At 56.6% G+C, this 20,763-nt stretch carries 21 protein-coding genes; 7 read left to right on the top strand and 14 right to left on the bottom strand.

Features of this window, described 5'->3' with window-relative positions; all coding sequences use genetic code 11:
- Positions 1-84: 84 nt before the first annotated feature.
- Entirely contained in the window at positions 85-690 is a 606-nt protein-coding gene (locus FHT73_RS02380; RefSeq protein WP_183709630.1) for a TetR/AcrR family transcriptional regulator, read from the top strand.
- A gap of 66 nt (positions 691-756) precedes the next feature.
- On the opposite strand, the gene FHT73_RS02375 is transcribed toward FHT73_RS02380, so the two are convergent.
- From FHT73_RS02375 to FHT73_RS02355, 5 genes are all read right to left on the bottom strand, one after another.
- The gene (locus FHT73_RS02375) at positions 757-1,761 is read right to left on the bottom strand and encodes an ABC transporter ATP-binding protein (protein ID WP_183709628.1); all 1,005 of its coding nucleotides are present in this window, start codon (positions 1,759-1,761) and stop codon (positions 757-759) included.
- 12 nt (positions 1,762-1,773) lie between these two features.
- Complete coding sequence (locus FHT73_RS02370; protein ID WP_183709626.1) at positions 1,774-2,838, bottom strand: Gfo/Idh/MocA family oxidoreductase; 1,065 nt, start codon at positions 2,836-2,838, stop codon at positions 1,774-1,776.
- The gene (locus FHT73_RS02365) at positions 2,835-3,674 is read right to left on the bottom strand and encodes a carbohydrate ABC transporter permease (RefSeq protein ID WP_183709624.1); all 840 of its coding nucleotides are present in this window, start codon (positions 3,672-3,674) and stop codon (positions 2,835-2,837) included. The genes FHT73_RS02370 and FHT73_RS02365 overlap by 4 nt, the downstream gene beginning before the upstream one ends.
- Positions 3,675-3,686: 12 nt before the next feature.
- Positions 3,687-4,640 (bottom strand): sugar ABC transporter permease, encoded by a 954-nt coding sequence (locus tag FHT73_RS02360; RefSeq protein ID WP_183709622.1) that lies wholly within the window; start codon positions 4,638-4,640, stop codon positions 3,687-3,689.
- 199 nt (positions 4,641-4,839) lie between these two features.
- The gene (locus FHT73_RS02355) at positions 4,840-6,099 is read right to left on the bottom strand and encodes an ABC transporter substrate-binding protein (protein WP_183709620.1); all 1,260 of its coding nucleotides are present in this window, start codon (positions 6,097-6,099) and stop codon (positions 4,840-4,842) included.
- 543 nt (positions 6,100-6,642) lie between these two features.
- Here FHT73_RS02355 and FHT73_RS02350 point away from each other — a divergent pair.
- Positions 6,643-7,527 (top strand): BadF/BadG/BcrA/BcrD ATPase family protein, encoded by an 885-nt coding sequence (locus tag FHT73_RS02350; protein WP_112605112.1) that lies wholly within the window; start codon positions 6,643-6,645, stop codon positions 7,525-7,527.
- Positions 7,524-8,288, top strand: a complete 765-nt coding sequence (locus FHT73_RS02345; protein WP_112334406.1) for a GntR family transcriptional regulator — start codon at positions 7,524-7,526, stop codon at positions 8,286-8,288. The genes FHT73_RS02350 and FHT73_RS02345 overlap by 4 nt, the downstream gene beginning before the upstream one ends.
- Before the next feature lie 129 nt (positions 8,289-8,417).
- Here the strand turns inward: FHT73_RS02345 and metH are convergent, their stop codons facing one another.
- Complete coding sequence (gene metH / locus FHT73_RS02340) at positions 8,418-12,194, bottom strand: methionine synthase (protein WP_183709618.1); 3,777 nt, start codon at positions 12,192-12,194, stop codon at positions 8,418-8,420.
- Between the two features lie 262 nt (positions 12,195-12,456).
- Between metH and FHT73_RS02335 the strand changes: the two genes are divergently transcribed.
- Positions 12,457-13,713, top strand: coding sequence for an AGE family epimerase/isomerase (locus FHT73_RS02335; protein WP_183709616.1), 1,257 nt, complete (start codon positions 12,457-12,459; stop codon positions 13,711-13,713).
- Between the two features lie 45 nt (positions 13,714-13,758).
- Here the strand turns inward: FHT73_RS02335 and FHT73_RS02330 are convergent, their stop codons facing one another.
- Positions 13,759-14,247 (bottom strand): heme-degrading domain-containing protein, encoded by a 489-nt coding sequence (locus FHT73_RS02330; RefSeq protein ID WP_112334401.1) that lies wholly within the window; start codon positions 14,245-14,247, stop codon positions 13,759-13,761.
- 190 nt (positions 14,248-14,437) lie between these two features.
- Between FHT73_RS02330 and FHT73_RS02325 the strand changes: the two genes are divergently transcribed.
- The 3 genes from FHT73_RS02325 (at position 14,438) to FHT73_RS02315 (ending at position 16,346) form a co-directional block, all read left to right on the top strand.
- Entirely contained in the window at positions 14,438-15,406 is a 969-nt protein-coding gene (locus FHT73_RS02325) for a polysaccharide lyase (RefSeq protein ID WP_183709614.1), read from the top strand.
- A gap of 131 nt (positions 15,407-15,537) precedes the next feature.
- Positions 15,538-15,834 (top strand): hypothetical protein, encoded by a 297-nt coding sequence (locus tag FHT73_RS02320; RefSeq protein WP_183709612.1) that lies wholly within the window; start codon positions 15,538-15,540, stop codon positions 15,832-15,834.
- 305 nt (positions 15,835-16,139) lie between these two features.
- Positions 16,140-16,346 (top strand): hypothetical protein, encoded by a 207-nt coding sequence (locus tag FHT73_RS02315; RefSeq protein WP_112334397.1) that lies wholly within the window; start codon positions 16,140-16,142, stop codon positions 16,344-16,346.
- Positions 16,347-16,436: 90 nt separating this feature from the next.
- On the opposite strand, the gene FHT73_RS02310 is transcribed toward FHT73_RS02315, so the two are convergent.
- The 7 genes from FHT73_RS02310 to FHT73_RS02280 all read right to left on the bottom strand — a co-directional run bounded on the left by FHT73_RS02310 (position 16,437) and on the right by FHT73_RS02280 (position 20,762).
- Positions 16,437-17,282, bottom strand: coding sequence for a sugar phosphate isomerase/epimerase family protein (locus FHT73_RS02310; protein WP_183709610.1), 846 nt, complete (start codon positions 17,280-17,282; stop codon positions 16,437-16,439).
- 124 nt (positions 17,283-17,406) lie between these two features.
- The gene (locus FHT73_RS02305) at positions 17,407-17,736 is read right to left on the bottom strand and encodes a hypothetical protein (RefSeq protein WP_112334396.1); all 330 of its coding nucleotides are present in this window, start codon (positions 17,734-17,736) and stop codon (positions 17,407-17,409) included.
- 74 nt (positions 17,737-17,810) lie between these two features.
- Complete coding sequence (locus FHT73_RS02300) at positions 17,811-18,062, bottom strand: hypothetical protein (RefSeq protein ID WP_183709607.1); 252 nt, start codon at positions 18,060-18,062, stop codon at positions 17,811-17,813.
- Positions 18,063-18,208: 146 nt separating this feature from the next.
- On the bottom strand, positions 18,209-18,841 hold the full coding sequence (locus FHT73_RS02295) for a hypothetical protein (RefSeq protein WP_183709605.1): 633 nt from the start codon (positions 18,839-18,841) through the stop codon (positions 18,209-18,211).
- A 366-nt stretch (positions 18,842-19,207) separates the two neighbouring features.
- Positions 19,208-19,876: a DUF4376 domain-containing protein gene (locus FHT73_RS02290; protein WP_183709603.1), complete on the bottom strand. Its 669-nt coding sequence runs from the start codon at positions 19,874-19,876 to the stop codon at positions 19,208-19,210.
- Between the two features lie 18 nt (positions 19,877-19,894).
- On the bottom strand, positions 19,895-20,314 hold the full coding sequence (locus FHT73_RS02285) for a hypothetical protein (protein WP_183709601.1): 420 nt from the start codon (positions 20,312-20,314) through the stop codon (positions 19,895-19,897).
- The gene (locus FHT73_RS02280; protein ID WP_183709599.1) at positions 20,304-20,762 is read right to left on the bottom strand and encodes a hypothetical protein; all 459 of its coding nucleotides are present in this window, start codon (positions 20,760-20,762) and stop codon (positions 20,304-20,306) included. Before FHT73_RS02280 ends, FHT73_RS02285 begins: the two co-directional genes overlap by 11 nt.
- Position 20,763 lies beyond the last annotated feature (1 nt).

Here is a 20,763-nt window from a genome sequence, read left to right as displayed (position 1 = left end):
TATATACCGATCACTCTTTAACAATACATACCGATCACTCTTTATGCAAGCAATAAAGAGCGATCACTCTCAATGGGGGCAGCAATGCGCTATAGCGCCGAACACAAGGAAGAAACCCGGACGCGGGTCGTCGCGGCTGCAGGGCAGGTATTTCGCAAGGAAGGCTTTGGCGGCGCGGGTATCGATGCTCTGACCAAGGCTGCCGGCGTTACCAACGGCGCCTTCTACGGACACTTCAAATCCAAGAGCGAAGCGTTTCAAACAGCCGTCGTGGAAGGCTTGCAAGAGCTGCGTCAAGGAATCCTGGCGCTCAGGGAAAACCAGCCTAAAGATTGGTTGAAGGCGCTTGCCAGCTTCTACTTGGGCTACAAGCGGACCTGCGATCTCGGTGACAGCTGCACGCTGCCGAGCCTTTCCCCCGACGTGATGCGTGCCGACGAGGAAACACGCCGCGTCTATACGGTAGAGTTGAGAAAGTTGATCGCAGATGTCGCTGCCGGCCTGCCGGAAAGCACAAACTCCGGCGAAACAACGGCGGAGGATCGCGCCATCGTTCTTCTCGCTACGCTGAGCGGTGGACTGACGCTTGCCCGCGCCGTCTCCGATCCCGCCCTTTCCGTCCACATAGCCGAAGTCATCGAGCGGGCTGCTTTGGCGGCCGGCACCCCTTCACGACCGCGAGGCGAATGACGATGCAATTCACGCGATGAAGGAATAGCCGAGGCGAAGCTTCCCGCTCCGTCTCGGCAGGGCCATTTACGCCCGGATCGCCTTGTCGTTCGCATCGAAGCGATGCATCTGGTTCGCATCGGGCGTTGCATAAACTATCTCGTCCGGCTCGTATTGATGCTCCCCGAAGAGACGCGCAGTGAGAAGGCCGGTGGTCTCGGATTCGAGATAGATGATCGTGTCCGCGCCGAGATGCTCGACATGGATGACCTTAGCTGCCCAGGTGCCTTGATCGCGCGACAGCGTGATATGTTCGGGGCGAATGCCGACGGTCTTGGCGCCGCTTTCGCCCAGACGCTCAGCCGCGATGAAATTCATCTGCGGCGAGCCGATGAAGCCGGCCACGAAGGTGTTGGCCGGACGATTGTAGAGCTCCATCGGTGAACCGATCTGCTCGATCGCACCGGCATTGAGCACGACGATCTTGTCGGCAAGCGTCATCGCTTCGACCTGATCGTGGGTAACGTAGATCATCGTCGCCTTGAGACTGCGATGCAACCGGGCGATCTCCAGACGCGTCTGCACGCGCAGCGCGGCATCAAGATTCGACAGCGGCTCGTCGAACAGGAAGAGTTCCGGCTCACGAACGATAGCGCGGCCGATGGCAACACGCTGGCGCTGGCCGCCGGAAAGTTCTGACGGGCGGCGTCCGAGATAGGGCGCAAGCGACAACATGCCCGACGCCTTCTCGACCCGGCTGTCGATCTCGGCCTTCGCAGTGCCGGCCTGCTTGAGACCCAGGCCCATATTGTCCTTGACGGTGAGATGCGGATAGAGCGCATAGGACTGGAACACCATCGAGATGCCGCGCTTGGCCGGTGGCGTGACCGTCACATCCTGGCCGTTGATCAGCACGGCGCCGGAAGTCACGTCCTCGAGGCCGGCGATGCTGCGCAGAAGGGTCGACTTGCCACAGCCTGAGGGCCCGACGAAGATGACGAACTCACCATCCTTCACCTCGAGGTCGATGCCCTTCAGCACATCATGCGTACCATAGGCCTTGCGGATGGATTTCAGTTGAAGCGATCCCACAGTCTCTTGTCCTTATAGATAAACAGGCTTGCCGGTGCGCACACTCTCATCGGCGGCAAGGCATATGCGCAGCGATTGAACGGCATCGGCCATATGGCGATTGAGGTCGAGATCCTCGCGGATGGCTTTCAGCATGAAGGCCTGCTCGAAGTCGCAGAGCTCCTGATGACCTGGCTCACCATCCATATGAAGATCCTGATCCGGCCGGATGAATTGGCCATTCGGCCCTGTCTCGGCGCTATGGAGCCGGATGACCGACGTCTTCGTATGCATGTCTATATCGTCGGACTTGGCGTTCTGATCCATGACGATCGAAACCGAGCCGTTCGGCGACATCACGTCCTTCACGAAGAAGGCCGTTTCCGAAATCATCGGCCCCCAGCCGGCCTCGTACCAGCCGACCGAGCCATCCTCGAAGATCACCTGCAGATGCCCATAATTATACATGTCGGGCTTCACCTCCTGCGACAGCCGGAGGCCCATGCCGCGCACCTCGACAGGCTTGGTGTCGGTGATCTGGCACATGACGTCGACATAATGCACGCCGCAATCGACGATCGGCGAGGTCGTGCGCATCAGCGCCTTGTGCGTCTCCCAGGTCGGGCCGCTCGATTGCTGATTGAGGTTCATGCGGAACACATAGGGACCGCCGAGCTTGCGTGCCTCGGCGATCAGCCGCATCCACGAGGGATGGTGGCGGAGGATATAGCCGATCGCCAGCTTCTTACCGGCCTTCTTGGCAGCGGCGACAACGCGCTCGGCATCCTCCACCGTAGTTGCCAGCGGCTTCTCGACAAAGACATGGCAACCCGCCTCAAAAGCCATGACGGCGAAATCAGCATGGCTGTCGGAATAGGTATTGATGGAGCAGAGATCCGGCTTCAGCTCCCTCAATGCCACCTCGAAATCCGCATGGATCGTATAGCCGCGCAGTTCCTCAGGCAGCTCCGGCCTGGAGCGATTGACGAGGCCGACGATCTCGAAACCCGGATTGTTGTGATAGGCCAGCGCATGACTGCGGCCCATATTGCCTAGGCCGGCGACGAGAACGCGGATCGGCTTTTCGGATGAGCTCACTTGACTGCTCCGGAGGTAATGCCGCGAATGAGTTGACGCGAAAAGATGACGTAAAGGATGAGGATCGGCAGAATGGCGAGCGTCAGCGCCGCCAGCACCGCATTCCAGTTGGTCACGAACTGGCCGATGAAAATCTGCGATCCGAGGGTCACCGTCTTGGTCGCCTCGCTCGGCGCGAGGATCAGCGGAAACCACAGATCGTTCCAGATCGGGATCATGGTAAAGACGGCAACTGTCGCCATCGCCGGACGGACTAACGGCAGGACGAGACGGAAGAAGATGGCATATTCGCTGAGACCGTCGATACGGCCGGCATTCTTCAGGTCGTCGGAAACCGTCCGCATGAACTCGGACAGGATGAAGATCGCTAGCGGCAGACCCTGCGCCGTATAGACGAGAATCAGCGCCGTCAGCGTGTTGACGAGGCCGGCAGCCACCATGCCCTGCAGGATCGCGACCGTACCAAGACGGATCGGGATCATGATGCCGATCGCCAGATAGAGGCCCATCACCGTATTGCCGCGGAAGCGGTATTCCGACAGCGCAAAAGCGGCCATCGCCCCGAATAGCAATGTCAGGATGATCGAGACGATGGTGACGACGAAGCTGTTCTGGAAATAGGTCAGGAAATCCCCCTGCTTCAGAACGGTGTCATAGCCAATCACGCTGAAGGAGGATGTCGTCGGGACGCTCAAGGGCGCGCGGAAAATCGAAGCGCGATCCTTGAAGGAGTTGATGACCGTCAAGAATACCGGAAAAATAGCAACCAGCGTATAGGCAATAAGCGCCAGATGGACGAAGCCGGTACGGATAAGGGAAGTGCGTGCCTTGGACATGGGTCGCGCTCCTCAGAACTGATAGCGGCGGATGCGCCGCTGGACGATGAAAAGATAGAAAGACACACCGGCCAGGATGATCAGGAACATCACCGTCGCAATCGTCGCGCCCATCGAACGGTCGCCCAATTGCAGCTGGAAGCCGAAGAAGACGCGGTAGAGCAGCGTGCCGAGAATATCCGTCGAGCCGTCCGGCCCAGCCAGGGCGCCTTGTACGGTATAAACCAGGTCGAACGCATTGAAATTGCCGACGAAGGTGAGGATCGAGATGATGCCGATCGCCGGTAACACCAATGGCAGCTTGATCTTCCAGAACTGGCTCCAGCCGGTGATGCCATCGCATTCGGCCGCCTCGATGACCTCTTCGGGGATGTTGAGCAGTGCCGCGTAGATCAGCATCATCGGGATGCCGACATATTGCCAGACCGAGATCAGGGCGACGGTAATCAGCGCCGTGCTCGGCCTGCCGAGCCACGGGGCGAAGAACGATTTCAGGCCGATCACATTCAGAAGCTCGGGCGCAACACCCCAGAGCGGCGAGAGGATCAGTTTCCAAATAAAGCCGACGACGACGAAAGACAGCAGCGTCGGCAGGAAGATGGCCGTACGATAGAAGGTAACGAAGCGCAGCTTCGGCAGCGACAGGAGCGCCGCCAGCGCGACACCGATCGGATTCTGCACGCACATATGGATGGCGAAGAAGATCAGGTTGTTGCGCAGCGCATTCCAGAAATCATGCGACCAGCGGTCGTCGCCGAACAGGACCTTGAAGTTGTTCAGGCCGACGAAGACGGATTGATTGTCGACGACGTTGTAAAGCGACAGCCGCAAGGTCTCGATCAGTGGCAAGATCATGACCGCCGTATAAACGACAAAGGCGGGGAATAAGAAGACGAGGATGTGCCAGCGCTTGGAGCGCCTGATCGGCATGACCTCAAGGGCATCTGACGTCGCAGCGTCGCTCATGGCTTTCTGCCTGTTTTTCTTGGCTGCATGCCGACGCAGCAGCTCTAAGGTTTAAATCCACCCGCAGTTACGGCTTATGGCCGAAGTGAAACGGCATCGGGTGTGTCGAATGCAATGGCGAGGCGATCGCCGGTTCGATTATCAAACAATGAAAAGGGCGAGGAGCCCGTAAGGTCCCTCGCCCGCATGATGCAGCTATTTACTTGCCGGGCTTGTACCAGCTGTCGAGGCCCTTCTGGAGCTTCTTGGCAGCATCGTCCGGTGTATCCGTGCCGTTGATCACGTTTGCGGATTCGGTCCAGGTTTCATTTTCCAGGTTCGGCTTACCGCGCGACAGGATCTGATAGGTAGAACGAACGGTCGACTTGTGATTGTCACGCCAGGAGACGAATTCCTGCGCAAGTGCATCGCTCATCTTTACCGGATGCGAGTTCAGGCTGAAGAAGCCGGGCAGTGAGTTGGCATAGATGTTGGCAAACTCGTCGGAAGCGACCCAGCTCAAGAACTTCTTGGCTTCTTCCTGATGCTTGCTCTTCGTGTTCAAGCCGACACCGATATCCGGATGGTCGGAGATATAGGCGGTGTCGCCAGCCTTGGCGACCGGCGGTGGGAATGCACCCATCTTGAACTGCGCCTGGGTGTTGAAGAGAGCAATTTCCCAGGAGCCGGCCGGATAGATGGCAGCTTTGCCGAGTGTGAAGAGGTTCTGACTGTCAGCGTAGCCTTGAGCTTCGAAGCCGTCACCGAGGTAGGACTTCCACTTGGCCAGTTCCTTGTAAGGATCGACCCACGGCGCGTCCGTCAGCTTTTCCTTGCCAGCGATCAGAGCCTTACGGCCGTCTTCGCCCTTCCAATAGTTCGGGCCGATGTTCTGGTAGCCCATGGTTGCGGCTTCCCAAAGATCCTTCGTGCCCATGGCCATCGGGATATAGGTGCCATCAGCCTTGATCTTGTCGAGGACGGCGAAGAACTCGTCACGCGTCGCCGGCACTTTCAGCCCGAGCTTGTCGAAGGCGTCTTTGTTGTAGATGAAGCCGTGGATGACGGACGCCATCGGCACGCAGAAGGTGGATTTCCCGTCGTCGGTCGACCATGCAGCCTTGGCCACAGCCGAGAAATTTTCCAAGCCCTTCAGGCTCGTTAGATCAGCAAGGTGCTTCTTGTTGAAGAGGTCGAGCGAAGCATCGAACGGACGGCAGGTGATGATGTCGCCCGCAGAGCCGGCGTCGAGCTTGGCGTTCAGCGATGCATTGTATTCAGTCGGCGCCGTCGGCGAGAAGACGATCTTGATGCCCGGGTTCTTCGCTTCGAAAGCCGGGATGATCTTTTCCTGCCAGATCTGCAGGTCGTCGTTACGCCAGCTTTCAACCGTCAGCGTCACATCGGCCGCATGCGCCATGCTGACCGAGGTCAGCAGGCTCGATGCAAGAAGCAAGCCTTTCAGAACATTGGTTTTCATTTCCCTCTCCTGTTTTCCGCGCCATAGCAAGGCGCTGTTCTCGATCTGAAATCCGCTGGCCTGTCCGAGGAAACGGTCAGCGCTCCATAGGGACCGCCAATATTGCCGACCCCTCCATGCAAAAGGCTTCAGAGGCTTTGTGCCCGATCGGCCCTATTAATTGCCGTCGCCGCCACCAGACGGAGACACAGCAAGAACCACGCGGGAAAATTATGACAAACGTCGAAACGAGATCCTCCTGATCCCGAACGGCCTGGCGCAACGACGAGATGCACGCCCTTCCGCTTCACTTACCGGCTGTTGTTTTTCTGCCGGCTTTGCCGATGTCCGTTTGCACTGTTCCCTTACTCCGAATTAAGTCCAAAAAAATACCAATTGTCCAGCCAAATTTAGCTTTCGAATGCAAAAAGATTGAAGCTTATTAATTTACCTAGGTAATTCAATGAGATGAAGACAAGAAAAAATGCTCGCTTTGCCTATTGGTAAATGGTATTTTTTTGGTATTATGTGAAAAACGGGGAACAGGCGGCATCCGGAGGCATGATGGGGCAGTTTGCGATTGGTATCGATGGCGGCGGCACGAGTTGCAGGGCGGCTGTCATAGATCATAGCGGGCAGGTGCTCGGCACCGGCAAGGCCGGCGCGGCGAACATCCTCTCAGATCTGGAAAATTCGCTGATTCATATCGTCGCCTCGGCAAAGCAGGCCTTGATCGATGCTGGCCTCACTCCTGAACTGCTGCAGGAATTACCGGCCGTCATCGGAACAGCAGGAGCCAATGTCGGCAATTACGGCAAAAAGGTCGAAGGCGCCCTGCCCTTTGCAAGCACGCGTGTTGTCACGGATGCGACGACAGCGCTTCAAGGCGCTCTCGGCGACGCCGATGGCGTCATCGGCGCCTTCGGCACCGGCTCAGTCTACAATGCCCGCCGTGACGGCAGGATTTGGGGTATCGGCGGCTGGGGTTTTGTAATAGGCGACCAGGCAAGTGGCGCTCGTCTTGGGCGAGATTTGCTCGAGAGAGCTGTCTTGGCACATGACAAGGTGACGGCGGGTTCGGCACTGACGGCATCGATCATGGCCGAATACGGTAATGATCCAGAACGGATCGTCGAATTTGCGCACGCCTCCAAGCCTAAGGATTTTGCCCGCTACGCGCCTGTTATCTTCGAATATGCCGGAATGGAGGATGCAGTCGCCATCGACATCGTGAGAACTGCGGCAAAATCGATAACCGAAAGTCTGGATGCGCTGCTTTGGCCGGAATGCCCTTCGATCTGCCTTCTCGGCGGCCTTGCCCAAGCCTATCGCCCCTGGCTTGATGAACGCCACAAGGCGATTCTCGCTGAGCCAAGAGGGGACGTTCTGCGCGGAGCCGTGGAGTTGGCGGCGAAATTGCTGCTGGGTGGAGAGGTAAACAGGGCATGACCGAAGATTTGAGCGCGATCTTCTCGCCGGAGCGCCTTTCCGGAGGTGGGACGGGTCCACTTTACGTCAAGCTACGACGCAGGCTTGAAGAGGCCGTGAAGGTCGGTAGGCTGAAACATGGGGATGCGCTTCCACCTGAGCGCGACATCGCCGAATTTGCTGCGGTCAGCCGTGTCACGGTGCGTAAGGCGATCGACGATCTGGTGGCGGAAGGCATTCTCGTTCGCCGTCACGGCTCGGGTACATTCGTTGCAAAGCCCGTTTCCAAGGTAGAGCAGCGACTGTCGCAACTCACCTCATTTACCGAGGACATGGCGAGGCGCGGGATGACGGCTCGTTCGGAATGGCTGCACAAGGGCATCCATACGCCCTCCCCCGATGAGATGATGATTCTCGGGCTTGCCGCCGACACTCGGGTATCGCGCCTCAGTCGCCTGCGCATTGCCGACGATCAACCGCTCGCGATCGAGCACGCCAGCGTTTCCGGTGAATTCCTGCCGGATCCGTCGGTAGTAACGACATCGCTCTATGCGGAATTGGAAAAGCGCCAGGTACGTCCCGTTCGCGCCGTTCAGCGCATATCTGCGACCAACATGAAAGAGGCGGATGCGGGATTGCTCGGCGTTCCTGTGGGAGCAGCCGGCCTATCGATCGAGCGCATCTCCTATCTCGGTTCAGGCCGCGCAGTCGAATTTACACGCTCGCTCTATCGCGGTGACGCCTATGACTTCGTCGCGGAACTGACGATCGGCGCGAACTAGCCCACGCCTGCGAAACCGTAAAAATCTCAGAATCAAAAAAGCGCCACCCCAACCGAATGGCTGAGGTGGCGCTCGCATATGGAATCAAATTCTAAGCTGAACACCGCAAATCTTTGACATGACTCGCGATCAGGCTGCGTCGTCGATCGCGGTCTCGCGCTTCTCCGGCACATAATTGAGGACGGGGCCTAACCAACGCTCTACCTCTGCCACGGGCATGCCCTTGCGAGCCGCATAGTCCTCGACCTGATCGCGCTCAATCTTGGCGACACCGAAATAGTAGGAAGACGGGTGAGCGATATAGATGCCCGAGACGGAAGAACCTGGCCACATCGCATAGCTTTCCGTGAGCCTTACGCCCGTTGTCGCTTCGGCATCCAGCAAGCGGAAAAGCGTATCCTTCTCGGTATGGTCAGGCTGCGCCGGATAGCCAGGTGCTGGACGGATACCTGCATAGGCTTCGAGAACGAGCTCCTCGCTCGTGAAATTCTCATCCGCAGCGTAGCCCCAGAACTCTCGACGTACCCGCTCATGCATCCGCTCGGCGAAGGCTTCGGCAAAGCGGTCGGCCAGCGCCTTGACGAGGATCGACGAATAATCATCATTTGCGCGTTCGAAGCGTTCGGCAATGGCCACCTCCTCGATACCGGCCGTGACGACGAAGCCGCCGACGTAATCGCCGACACCGCTGGAAACCGGCGCCACAAAGTCCGACAACGCCACATTCGGGCGACCGTCCCGCTTCGACAGTTGCTGCCGCAGTGTGTAGAAAGTGGCAAGCTCCCCGTTGCGGCTTTCGTCGGTGAACAGCCTGATATCGTCGCCGACCGTGCCCGCTGGCCAGAAGCCGATGACGGCGCGCGGGCGAAACCAGTTTTCCGCGATGATCTTTTCGAGCATCGCTTGTGCATCGGCATAGAGCTGCCGCGCCGCCTCGCCCTGTTTCTCGTCTTCGAGAATTGCCGGAAAACGACCCTTGAGCTCCCAGGTCTGGAAGAATGGGGTCCAGTCGATATATTTCGCCAGCTCAGCCAGATCGTAGCTCTCGAATACCTTAGTACCGAGGAACTGCGGTTTGACCGGCTTATAGCCCGACCAATCCACTTTTTCGGCATTCTCACGCGCTCTTGCAATCGGCAGGCGTATCTTCTCGGCCTCGCTCCGCGCATGCGCGGCAGCGACTTTGGAATATTCAGCCCGGACGGTATCGACATAGCCCTGCCGCGCATCGGGCGATAGCAGCGCTGAGACAACACCGACCGCACGACTTGCATCCGTGACATAGACCGTCTGTCCGCGATGATAGCTCGGATGGATCTTTACCGCTGTATGGACACGACTGGTGGTGGCCCCGCCGATCAGCAACGGAATATCGAAGCCTTGCCGCTCCATCTCCGAGGCGACATGCACCATCTCGTCCAATGACGGCGTAATCAATCCCGACAAGCCGATGATATCGACCTTTTCGGCGACGGCTGTCTCCAGGATCTTAGTCGCCGGCACCATGACCCCCAAATCGATGATTTCGTAATTATTGCAGGCGAGCACGACGCCGACGATGTTCTTGCCGATGTCGTGCACGTCGCCCTTGACGGTCGCCATAAGCACTTTGCCGGCCGACTGCCGTTCGCTGCTGTCGCCGTTGGCAGCTTTCTCGGCTTCCATATATGGCAGCAGCACAGCAACGGCCTGCTTCATAACACGGGCGGACTTCACGACTTGTGGCAGGAACATCTTGCCCGAACCGAAGAGGTCGCCAACGACATTCATGCCGGCCATCAACGGGCCTTCGATGACATGCAACGGCCGCTCAGCCTTCTGACGCGCTTCCTCGGTATCGGCCTCGATATATTCGGTAATGCCGTTGACCAACGCATGTTCGAGCCGCTTCTCGACCGACCATTCGCGCCAGGAAAGATCCTGGACCTTCGCCTCCTTGCTGCCGGCACCGCGAAAGCGCTCGGCAATCTCAAGTAGGCGCTCCGTGCTATCCGGACGGCGGTTGAGCACCACGTCCTCACAGGCGTCCCGTAATTCCGGATCGATATTGTCATAGACAGCCAGCTGCCCGGCATTGACGATGCCCATGTCCATGCCCGCCTGAATGGCGTGGTAAAGAAATATGGCATGCATGGCCTCGCGGACGGGTTCGTTACCGCGGAACGAAAAGGACAGGTTTGAGACACCGCCGGAAATATGGACCAGAGGCATGGTCTTCCGGATCGTCCTCGTCGCCTCGATGAAATCGACACCGTAATTGTTGTGCTCTTCGATGCCAGTCGCAACGGCGAAGATATTCGGATCGAAGATGATGTCTTCCGGCGACAGGCCTGCCACTTCAGTCAACAGTTTATAAGCACGTGAGCAGATCTCGACCTTGCGCTTGTAGCTATCTGCTTGACCTGTCTCATCGAACGCCATCACGACGACGGCCGCGCCGTACATTCGCATCAACCGTGCCTGTTTGAGAAAGTTCTCCTCGCCTTCCTTCAGCGAGATGGAATTGACGATCGGCTTACCCTGAACGCATTTCAGGCCGGCCTCAATGATCGAAAACTTGGAACTGTCGATCATCACGGGAACGCGGGCAATATCCGGCTCAGCGGCGACGAGGTTCAGGAACTCCACCATCGCCTTTTCGGAATCGATCAGGCCCTCGTCCATGTTGATGTCGATGACCTGCGCGCCGTTTTCGACTTGATCGCGGGCGACGGCAAGCGCTGCCGTATAGTCGGCATTGGTGATCAGCTTGCGGAATTTCGCCGAGCCAGTGACGTTGGTCCGCTCACCGACATTGACGAAGGGAATATCCTTGGTGAGCTCGAATGGCTCCAGACCCGAGAGCGACATGAAGGGACGATGCTCGGCAGGCTGCCGTGGCGGATATTTCGAAACCGCCTGAGCGATTGCGGCGATATGCTCCGGCGTTGAACCGCAGCAGCCGCCAACGATATTGACCAGCCCCTCGCGCGCAAATTCTTCGACCTGTGCCGCCATCATCTCGGGCGTCTCATCATACTGACCGAATTCGTTCGGCAGACCGGCATTGGGATAAGCGCAGATGAAGGTATCCGCAGCAGCCGAAAGCTCCTGCAGATGCGGCCGCATAGCGTTTGCACCGAGAGCACAGTTGAGGCCAACTGTGAAAGGCTTCGCATGGCGCACGGAATTCCAGAAAGCTGACGGCGTTTGGCCGGATAGCGTGCGCCCGGAAAGATCGGTGATCGTGCCAGAAATCATGATGGGCAGATGAACACCCTTGGCCTCGAAGCGCTCCGCACATGCAAAGATCGCGGCCTTTGCATTCAGAGTATCGAAAATTGTCTCGATCAGGATGATATCTGCACCGCCGTCGATCAGACCGTCGATCTGCTCGCCATAGGCCAAGCGCAGAACATCAAAAGTGACCGCACGGTAGCCAGGATTGTTAACATCAGGAGAAATGGACGCCGTCCGATTGGTCGGTCCGATCGCACCGGCCACGAAGCGTCGCTTACCATCTTCGCGTTCCGCACGGATCACGGCGCGGCGGACGATCTCGGCGCCCTCCTTGTTGAGATCGTAGACCGCACCTTCCATCTGGTAGTCCGCCTGCGCAATGCGGGTGGAAGAGAAAGTATTGGTCTCGAGGATATCCGCACCGGCTTTGGCATAGCGATAATGAATATCTTCAATCGCATCGGGCTGGGTCAGGATGAGGAGGTCGTTATTGCCCTTCTGGTGGCACGCGCAACCGATGAACCGGTGGCCGCGAAACTGATCCTCGTCGAAGCCGAGACCCTGGATCTGCGTGCCCATGGCGCCATCAAGCACGAGTATCCGTTCACTGGCCGCCTTTCGCAAGGCTTCGAAAATCTCGCCGCCATTACGCTTCGTCGTCTCTGAACCAAAAAGAGTGTCAAACATAAGCGAATTCCTCTGGCCTGATTGCGACTCCGCAACCAGATCACATAAAGATATCTTTATGTCAACATATCTACGCTCATGTTCGGCGCAGCGCAAGCGCGCATCTTCTATAGTTGTGTTCTTTCAGGAAAAGCAGAGCGGACGAATTGCCGCCCGACCATGGACAACGCGGGGGTAACGACACAGCTTCATCCCATAACGCCATGACAGCGCTTTCGGACGGCGCTATACGGCTTCTAGAAGAGAATCCTAGGAGGACGGCATGAACATACAGGTTGAACCCACAGCGCTCGGAAACTGGAGCACCCGCGCCTATCACAGGCGCTGGTTGCTCGATCAGGCCGATGCGCTTTTCAATTTCTTCCAGTACCGCGCCGTCAATCCCAAAGGCGGCTTCCACGACATGGATGATGCCGGCAAGCCGTTGGATAAGGTAAATCCCGTACGCGGCATTCATTCGACCGCCCGCATGGTGCACTGCTTCTCGATCGGGTCGTTGCTCGGTCGTCCCGGCGCAAACGAAATTGTCGATCACGGCATGAACTATCTATGGAAGCATCATCGCGACACCGAGCATGGCGGCTATTTTTGGTCGCTGAACAATGACGGCCCCGTCGATTCCAGCAAGCAGGGCTATGGCCACGCTTTCGTGCTGCTTGCTGCCTCATCCGCAAAGACGATCGGCCATCCACTGGCCGATGGCATGTTGGCAGACGTCACGGAAATTCTGAATACTAAGTTCTGGGAAGCAAAGCACGGGGCGATCGCCGAGGAATTCAATCGGGATTGGTCCTTGATCGACGGTGGCACCTATCGCGGCCAGAACTCCAACATGCACCTGACGGAAGCGCTGATGGCTGCTTTCGAAGCGACCGGCGACAAGACATATCTCGAAAAAGCAGAAAGTATCGCCGATCTCGTCATTCGCCGTTCGGCGGGGTCCGTCGGCTGGCGCGTTGCCGAACACTTCAACGCCGACTGGGTGCTCGATAAGAATTACCGCGGCAATGAGATGTTTCGCCCGTCGGGTACGACACCAGGGCATTGGCTGGAATGGGTGCGTCTGATCTTGCAGCTTTGGGCGCTTGGGGAAAAGCGGCACGACTGGATGCCGGAAGCAGCCAAGGGCCTCTTCTCTCAGTCCATGTCACTCGGCTGGGACAATGAGAAGAGCGGATTCTTCTATACACTTGATTGGGAAGATGTGCCTGCAAAGCGCAACAAGCTTTGGTGGCCTGCCTGCGAGGGGGCTGGTGCCGCTCATTACCTGAACGAACACGTCCCGAGCGATTTTCACGAAGAAAGCTACCGCAGGATCTGGAGCGTGATCGGCCAAGCCTTCATCGATCGCGTCAATGGCGGCTGGCATGAAGAGCTGACGGAAGATCTCATTCCGGCTCATACGCTGTTTCCTGGCAAGGGCGATATCTATCATGCCTTGCAGGCCTGCCTCATCCCCCTTTTCCCGGCTAAGGGCAGCCTGACCAAGGTTATCGCCGAGGCCGGCGGCAATATCTGAGATCAGCAGCGGCGCCCGCTCGCCTTGCGGCGCCGCTTCGCCCCTCTATGCGAGGCTGAGATTGTGAAGCTCGTGGCCGAGAGTGAGAGCCAGGGCTTCGACAACAAGATTGTGATCTTCCCGCTGCGGCAGACCTGAAACGGTGACGGCGCCAACGCACCCCGTGCCGTTGACAAAAATGGGGAAACTACCGCCAGATGCGGCATATTCCGCGCTTGAAAGCCCGTTGTCCTCGATCGTCTTACCCTGCTGCTGTAGCCGCAACGTACTGGCGTAGCTACTGCGGAAGTAACGCAGCACCATATTGCGCTTCCGACGAATCCAATTGGAATTATCAGGTGTCGAGCCGGGCAAGGCTATGTAGAAAACCGGCATGGAATGCAGGGTGATATCGATGGCAACGCCCATGTTGCGCTCGCTGGCGAGGTCGCGCAACAACTTGCCGAGCACCCAAGCGGTCGAAAGGTCAAAAGCATCGAAACGCAGCATTTCCTCTTGCAGTTCGATGCGGGCGAGATCCTGGTCGATCGTCATGGAAACCTTCTCTAAAAATTGTATTCGCCTATGAAACGCGGAGAGAACGATTTGTCCATCTATCTCTTCCGCATTTCGAAACCAAGCTGCCATCACCCGGCCTTGAAGGCTAGCGCTGTTGCTTGCTTGCAGGACGCGAACAGGTCATTGATAAAGCTCTATGAATGTCCCGCCAGAGGAATACTCCAGCATGAATGCAAAATATGCGCTGCCCGCCATACTGGCCTGCACCTGTGCCACAACATCGGCTCTGGCCGACAGTCCAGCGCAATTAGTGCTGCGAGACGGTTTCGACGGCAAGGATTTCGCTCGATCTGGGCACCTTTACTATCGCGATAATGCTGAACAAAAGGCAGGAACGATCGAATTTCAATCAGACGTAAAACGTACCGGCGCGGGAGCCTTGAAGCTGAGCGTCCGGCCATTCTGCGCGCCGGATAAAACAAATTGCAGCGAAAGGGCCGAGATCTGGGAGCGCACTAAATATCGCGTGCCATACAATCAGGGAGTTTGGTACGGTTTCGCTGTAAAGTTCGCCGACCCCATACCTTCTGGCGACCATCGCTACCTCATTGCTCAATGGAAGCGGGAAATCGGACCGAAAGCCGAAGGGGACTTCAGTCCCTTTCTCGCGCTGCGGCTCAATAATGGGAAGCTCTTCGCGACTGTGGAAACCAACTACGTTGCGCCCATCAAGAACCAGGAGCCTGGAAACAAAGGCAACGTCTGCAATAATGAAGAGGCGCCGGTCTGGTTTCGTCCCGATACCAATCAGATGCGCGCATTGGTGGCTACGGATGACAATTGGGGCGAATCCGACGGACAAGAATTTACAGGCTGCACAGACGCGATCAAAGTCATAAATCGTGGAAACAAGTTGCCGATGCCGGCATCAGGCTGGATCGATTTTGCCATTTACAGCAAACCAGGCCCGGATGGCTCGGGTCATATCGAGATATTTGCCAACAATAAATGGATCGTTACTGTCACCGGCCACATAGGACATGCGGATCATGGGTTGGGAAAAAACCAATATTTCAAGTTTGGGCCATATCGCGCCGCGGATACCAGCATATGGACACTTTATTATGATGATTTCCGCCGGTCACCCCGCTGTGCCGATGTACTAGCGGATCCCAAGCTTTGCCCTATGAAGTGAAAAGGCTGCTGAGAATGTACAACTCCATAGCAATACGGCCGCGCGCATTGCGAGAGCGCAGTTTTTTTGAGAAGTGGCCGAACTTTTTCCTTTCTCGATAGTTATCCTCGTTCGTGAAGGAGGTGACCGAGATGCTTACTACCCATCGCGATTGCAAGCAGCATGCAAAGAGGAACGCGATACCCTCTCTGGGCGAAATAGAAGGTCGGGTTGCGGTTCTGGAGATTGTCGCCCAGTCGGCACTGACGCATGTGTTCGAAGAAGGCGAAGTCGATATTGACGCAGCATTGCTAGCCCAAATTCGCAGAGCCATGCATCGTAAGTGTAAGGATTTAAAGCTCGACGGAGAAGATACGGCATCGGCACTTTTATATGCCGAGGAGTTGATCGAGGCCGCGATTAAGGCATCGCATCCCGTCCATCAATGATGCCTTCGCGGCCAAGGCTGGCATTATCCGTCTTAGTAGCGCTGGCAATTACGCTCGGCGTGGTGCTGTTGGTTGCGCCCCACGATACAGGTGACAGGCTCACTCGGTCGCTGCCACCACCCGGCGGACATCAAAATCAGCAATAATATGTCCAATAATGAGCCTATGTTATGTTAAGGCACAGAGTTTGTCCCGTATCAGGCGGCCGTTAACGTCGCGCGGTAAACTTGGTTGCAAATTTCCGAAACCAACGCAGTGTTCACTTCACCCCACAATATCAAGCTCCGACATGAATGGTGTAGTGAATGTCTATGATGGTCAACACGCCGCTTTACTCCGATGATATCGACGTCCTCGCAGGTGCCCTTTTTGCATGGTGCGCCGAGCGCAGCATCAAATTGCAAAGTCAGGAAGGTCTGTCCGCAGCTAATGTGGCCATTGATCTTTATAACGCCGGTTATCAAACACAAGATCAGTTGCTTGGCGCATTACACAATTACGATTTACACTGATGTGTTGCTCGGATATCCAGCTTTATATCCAAAACTGAGCACAATTTCCCCAAGTAACGCCTCTGCAAATGTGGCGGTGGCGACCTTATTTTATGTCGATTTCTCTTCGAAGACGCTGGCGATGCAGTCTCGCTCGTCGAGGATCCCGGACCATTCATCCTGATGATAAGCGGAGTCGTAGATCAGTGTGAAAGGACCTTGATAGCCAGCGGAGTTGGAAAGCTTAATGCAGCGAACATAATCCTCCTTATCGAGGCCTGCTGCTGAATATCGTCCCTTTGCGTGACAGAGTTCGGCGCGGCCCATGATCTTCGCTAGATCCTCGTATTTGCCGGCTCGCTCCCAGTTGCCGAAATCTCCATTGAGGCCGACTGTACCGTGCAGAGCATCGAGAATTCGGTTGACCTCCGCCGGCCCTGGCAGAAGATCGAACCAATTCTCTATGACGAGGCGCACTCCCTCTGCGGCAGTCAATTCAGCCAGCCGCCGCAAATGAGTTTCGGCAAGCGTCAAAGCTGGATTCGTCGGCTGAGCCTTTCCGGCAATAACACGCATGTTTCCAGCCCCAAGAGCCGCAGCAACGTCGATCCATCCTGTCATCCATTCTGCGTCGCGCTGAGCGGTTTGCGGATTGCTCAGGTCTCCGTCTTCGACGAGCAGCGTCTGAAGCTTTACGCCGGCCTCCTCCGTGGCCTTACGAAAATCACGGAGATAGCTGGGAAGGAGACTCGGCAAATGGAAGGAACAAATCTCAAGCCGAAAGATGCTATGATCGGCGCATTGTTGCGGCACATCGATCAATTCGATCGTACCCTTCCCGTAAGTCGATTGGCGAGCTGGGTATGCTCGATCGCCAGGCTTATAGGGATAGGTGGCGCCGAGCGCCCGGTGCAAGGACCAGGTTGAAACCGCAAAACCATCCGACAAATCAACCACAAGGCGCCCCCATTCCCTTTGGTGAAAGGTAATCAAGACATAGTCTCGACTGCGCGGATATCAATCCAAAAATGCTAAGACTCCCCTCTTGTTGCGGCAACTCTATTCCCATAAGAAATCGTCGCTAAGTCCTTTCATGCCCTCCCTTAACCCATCTGGAAATGGCGTCAAAAAGCAGGTCGGCAATCCACATGGCGCATACGCCAACGACGAAAGCCGTGGCATTCATGGCCGCGACATCCTCTTGAGGCAAAGGCCAGTTGATAGCGCGCAGATAGAAAAGCGCCGGCTCCGTTAAATAGGTTGCAGCAAGCGCGCCGCAAATAGGCGATGCAACAATCTCTCGTGTCGTATATCGACGCCTGGAGAGACCGCGCAGGATACCGCCGGAAAGGCCAGCAATGACAACTCCGACCTTGATGCCCAAAGCATCCAGAAATTCGTGCAACGTCATCGCTTTTCTCGATCGAATTTTGGGATTTGGAATGCCGCCGCTGCTTATTCATGGCGTGCGGCGGCTGGATGAGCTTATTTGTCAACAGGCGGCTGAGGCTTTATCAAACCCGTAATACCGTCCCGCATGATATTGATAATGATTTTTAGCATGCTCAAAGCCGCCACAGCGGCTGCGGCAAAGCCTGGACCGACGAAGGATTGCGAACACTCCAACATGCCATCCGCAAGCTGGGTACAGCCAGTTGCCAGAAGAATAGCGATCATCGAAGCCGATAACGCAATTAACACATTCAGAATATTGTGGAACGTATTCGTATTGAACATATATTCTCCCGTTGTATCGATGAGGGTTGTGCATCAGCGCACGACCCCGAAGTCTTGAATTCATAGGAGGTAGTCACGAAAGGGATCTAAGAGATCAGCACCCTTTGTATCGCCTGTATCCGGCCGCAGCCCATCGTTCTGCAAATCTATCGAGCACCCTCAATCGCCGCAGCGAACTTCCTGGCAAAGCCGGCAATATCGATTGCTCGATCCGTGCCGTTGATAATCCGGCGCGCCCCGAGCCAATCGGAACCGATAGCGTTGAAGTAATTGGCAAGCTTCCAGCCGGTGAAACGCCCGTTGATCATGCCATCAAATAGGATTTCAACCGCTTTATCAGGATCGAGAGCCCGATCCGGATCATCGGCGATGCCATACTTGGCATAATTGTCCCGACCGGTGATCTGAACGAGACCGCGCCCACGATACCGCCAACCGTCATCACTGGCTTCATCCCCGTTCCCCATCCGGTTCGCATAAGCGCGGTTGGCGATCCGCTGCGGCTGGCGGGAATAGGCCTTAGCCTGTTCTGGATTGAAATATTTCGGAAATGTTGACTGCAATCCAGCGGCCGAGTAGCTCAGATTCTCCGAGATTGCTCGCATCGTTTTACCCGTCTCGTGATAGGCAGTTGCCAGCATGTAAGCCAACCAACGTGGATCGAATGGCTCGGCTCTCCATTGTGCGAGAATCGCCTCCATACCATTGACCTGATTTGTCGACAGCCGGCCACTGAACAATGACGTTCTTATCGCCGAGAAGAATTTCTCGTGGTCCATATGCTCCATTCCAAATTTGAAGATACAAATGCGGGTGTGATGCTTGCAAACCATGCCATTGGGCAAGGCCGGCCCATGGCGGCCGGATTGAACTCGTTTGCAGCTTTAAAGGCCTTCCAACCCGGAGCAGTCCCGGATTTTCACGTATCAAGTATGTCACGCGCTATCTTTCTGGCTGATGAGCGCCGGTCGCTGCTGTTACATCGACGCATGACATCTTTTACGTGCATATTATTGGTTATTCAGCGAAGGTAATAAATTAGCCTATCTACCGTGTTGGCGGTGATCTCGGCCCTACCCTATCCCTTGGACAAAATAATTCATTTTCCTCGCGGGGGCTTTAACCCGAATTAAAGCTTAACCCCCTCAGGTATTTGCGCTCTGACGGGCATCGGATGGCCATGCGAATGCATCGACCCCAGCCTTGGTGGTGATCATGCCGTCAATGATTTGGACGTTCACATCGCTTTCGGCCGCAAATGCCGCCTGGACGTGCGCACCGACAGCATTTGCAATCGTTGTCATCTGCGCGGCTGTCAGCTCGATAAAGCCGGCTGACGTTTTGAATTTCACCAGTACGTCCGGATTCGCCTGCACATAGTTGTAGGCTCCGGTAATCAGCGACTGGCTGGCCCGATCGGTCATGACCCGCATGCCATTGAGCACGATGCCGCCCGTTTCCACTGCATAGCGCTTGGATGCAGCATAAGCGTAGAGATCGACCGGAGCCGGCTCGGGGGACCAGCCGGCGACGATCGCCAGAAGGCTACCCGGCGTCTCGGGCCAATCGACGGCCGAGCTGACGAGCGCGGCCTCTTTGTTGCTCAACTGGTCAAGGATGGCACTCTTGTCGGCGGCATTCAGTCCGGTGGTGATCTTGGCAGCGAGCGCGAGCCAGTAGTCCGGAACATTGTAGATCTGCTGCCGGCCGAGCCAGAAGGCAACGCAGGCCATCCAGCGGTCGATCTTGTTCTCCGATCGAGCTGCAAGCAGCGCTTCGACCATCGGTTCATACATACTGTCTATGCGATACATGGCAGTCCTTCCTCTTGTTTAAGCTTGGGCAAAGGCGCGCACGGCCCGCCAATCGATTTCGGCGGCGGCGCGGATTTCGGGAGCGGTTTTGGCGGCGGCAAGAGCGGCTTTCGCCGATCGGCGCAAGGCCTCGATCATCTGCGAGCCAACTTTCCAGTGCTGGTCTCGCGTTAGAATTTCGACGGCCTTTTCAAAGCGGCTAACGCCATCCTCGGCTGCTTCGGCCGTGATATGTGGCGTTTCGCTCTCGGGTACGCTGCCGCCCTGGCGCGGATCGGCAGCGATCAGCTCGGCCTCTCGAAGCTTCAGCGCATAGACCGCTTCCTGACCGGGAATAACGCTGATGAAGAGCATCCGCGCCAGTCTGACCTGTCGGTCAATGTCGGTTTGCGCCTGGATGCGCTCCAGCGTGAGATCTGCGGGCACGTTAAACAGCATGGATGGTCACCTTGAAATCGTGAAAGGCTGCTGGGGCAATGAAGGAGAAATGGTGGTCGCTGCGAGCATCCGTCGTGAACTCGAAGACATCGTCCTCGATCGCGACGATCTCGCCGGCGTGTAGGACCGAGGTGCCGGCCGGTACGGCAAAGCGCACCCGGTTCACACCATCGGCTTGAATGGTATATTCGGTGTCATCGAGCGCAGTCGTCTTGGGCATGATGACGCCGTCGAGCACATAGGCTTTCGCGTCGATATCGCGACCGAATTGCTCTTCCGACACCTCCATGGCGGCAAAGCCTTCGCCGAAGTGTGCGGCGTGAACCTTGAGCAGGCTCCGGGCACAAGCGCTACTCTGCCTGATCCGGCCGCTCGCATCAAAGACGATGCAATGGACGATGGGATCGAAGGGTATGGTCTGCTGTTCTGGCAGCGGATCGTGTTCCATG

This window comes from Rhizobium sp. BK098 (genome assembly GCF_014193155.1).
Lineage (GTDB): Bacteria > Pseudomonadota > Alphaproteobacteria > Rhizobiales > Rhizobiaceae > Rhizobium.
Note: the sequence above shows the minus strand (reverse complement) of the source record. Positions and strands in the feature narration are given on the sequence as shown.

Excerpts from the sequence above, each read along its gene's own strand:
- FHT73_RS02380 (WP_183709630.1), top strand. The coding sequence starts at position 85 with ATGCGCTATAGCGCCGAACACAAGGAAGAAACCCGGACGCGGGTCGTC.
- FHT73_RS02365 (WP_183709624.1), bottom strand. The coding sequence starts at position 3,674 with ATGTCCAAGGCACGCACTTCCCTTATCCGTACCGGCTTCGTCCATCTG.
- FHT73_RS02360 (WP_183709622.1), bottom strand. The coding sequence starts at position 4,640 with ATGAGCGACGCTGCGACGTCAGATGCCCTTGAGGTCATGCCGATCAGG.
- FHT73_RS02355 (WP_183709620.1), bottom strand. The coding sequence starts at position 6,099 with ATGAAAACCAATGTTCTGAAAGGCTTGCTTCTTGCATCGAGCCTGCTG.
- FHT73_RS02350 (WP_112605112.1), top strand. The coding sequence starts at position 6,643 with ATGGGGCAGTTTGCGATTGGTATCGATGGCGGCGGCACGAGTTGCAGG.
- FHT73_RS02345 (WP_112334406.1), top strand. The coding sequence starts at position 7,524 with ATGACCGAAGATTTGAGCGCGATCTTCTCGCCGGAGCGCCTTTCCGGA.
- metH (WP_183709618.1), bottom strand. The coding sequence starts at position 12,194 with ATGTTTGACACTCTTTTTGGTTCAGAGACGACGAAGCGTAATGGCGGC.
- FHT73_RS02335 (WP_183709616.1), top strand. The coding sequence starts at position 12,457 with ATGAACATACAGGTTGAACCCACAGCGCTCGGAAACTGGAGCACCCGC.
- FHT73_RS02330 (WP_112334401.1), bottom strand. The coding sequence starts at position 14,247 with ATGACGATCGACCAGGATCTCGCCCGCATCGAACTGCAAGAGGAAATG.
- FHT73_RS02325 (WP_183709614.1), top strand. The coding sequence starts at position 14,438 with ATGAATGCAAAATATGCGCTGCCCGCCATACTGGCCTGCACCTGTGCC.
- FHT73_RS02320 (WP_183709612.1), top strand. The coding sequence starts at position 15,538 with ATGCTTACTACCCATCGCGATTGCAAGCAGCATGCAAAGAGGAACGCG.
- FHT73_RS02315 (WP_112334397.1), top strand. The coding sequence starts at position 16,140 with ATGTCTATGATGGTCAACACGCCGCTTTACTCCGATGATATCGACGTC.
- FHT73_RS02305 (WP_112334396.1), bottom strand. The coding sequence starts at position 17,736 with ATGACGTTGCACGAATTTCTGGATGCTTTGGGCATCAAGGTCGGAGTT.
- FHT73_RS02300 (WP_183709607.1), bottom strand. The coding sequence starts at position 18,062 with ATGTTCAATACGAATACGTTCCACAATATTCTGAATGTGTTAATTGCG.
- FHT73_RS02295 (WP_183709605.1), bottom strand. The coding sequence starts at position 18,841 with ATGGACCACGAGAAATTCTTCTCGGCGATAAGAACGTCATTGTTCAGT.
- FHT73_RS02290 (WP_183709603.1), bottom strand. The coding sequence starts at position 19,876 with ATGTATCGCATAGACAGTATGTATGAACCGATGGTCGAAGCGCTGCTT.
- FHT73_RS02285 (WP_183709601.1), bottom strand. The coding sequence starts at position 20,314 with ATGCTGTTTAACGTGCCCGCAGATCTCACGCTGGAGCGCATCCAGGCG.
- FHT73_RS02280 (WP_183709599.1), bottom strand. The coding sequence starts at position 20,762 with ATGGAACACGATCCGCTGCCAGAACAGCAGACCATACCCTTCGATCCC.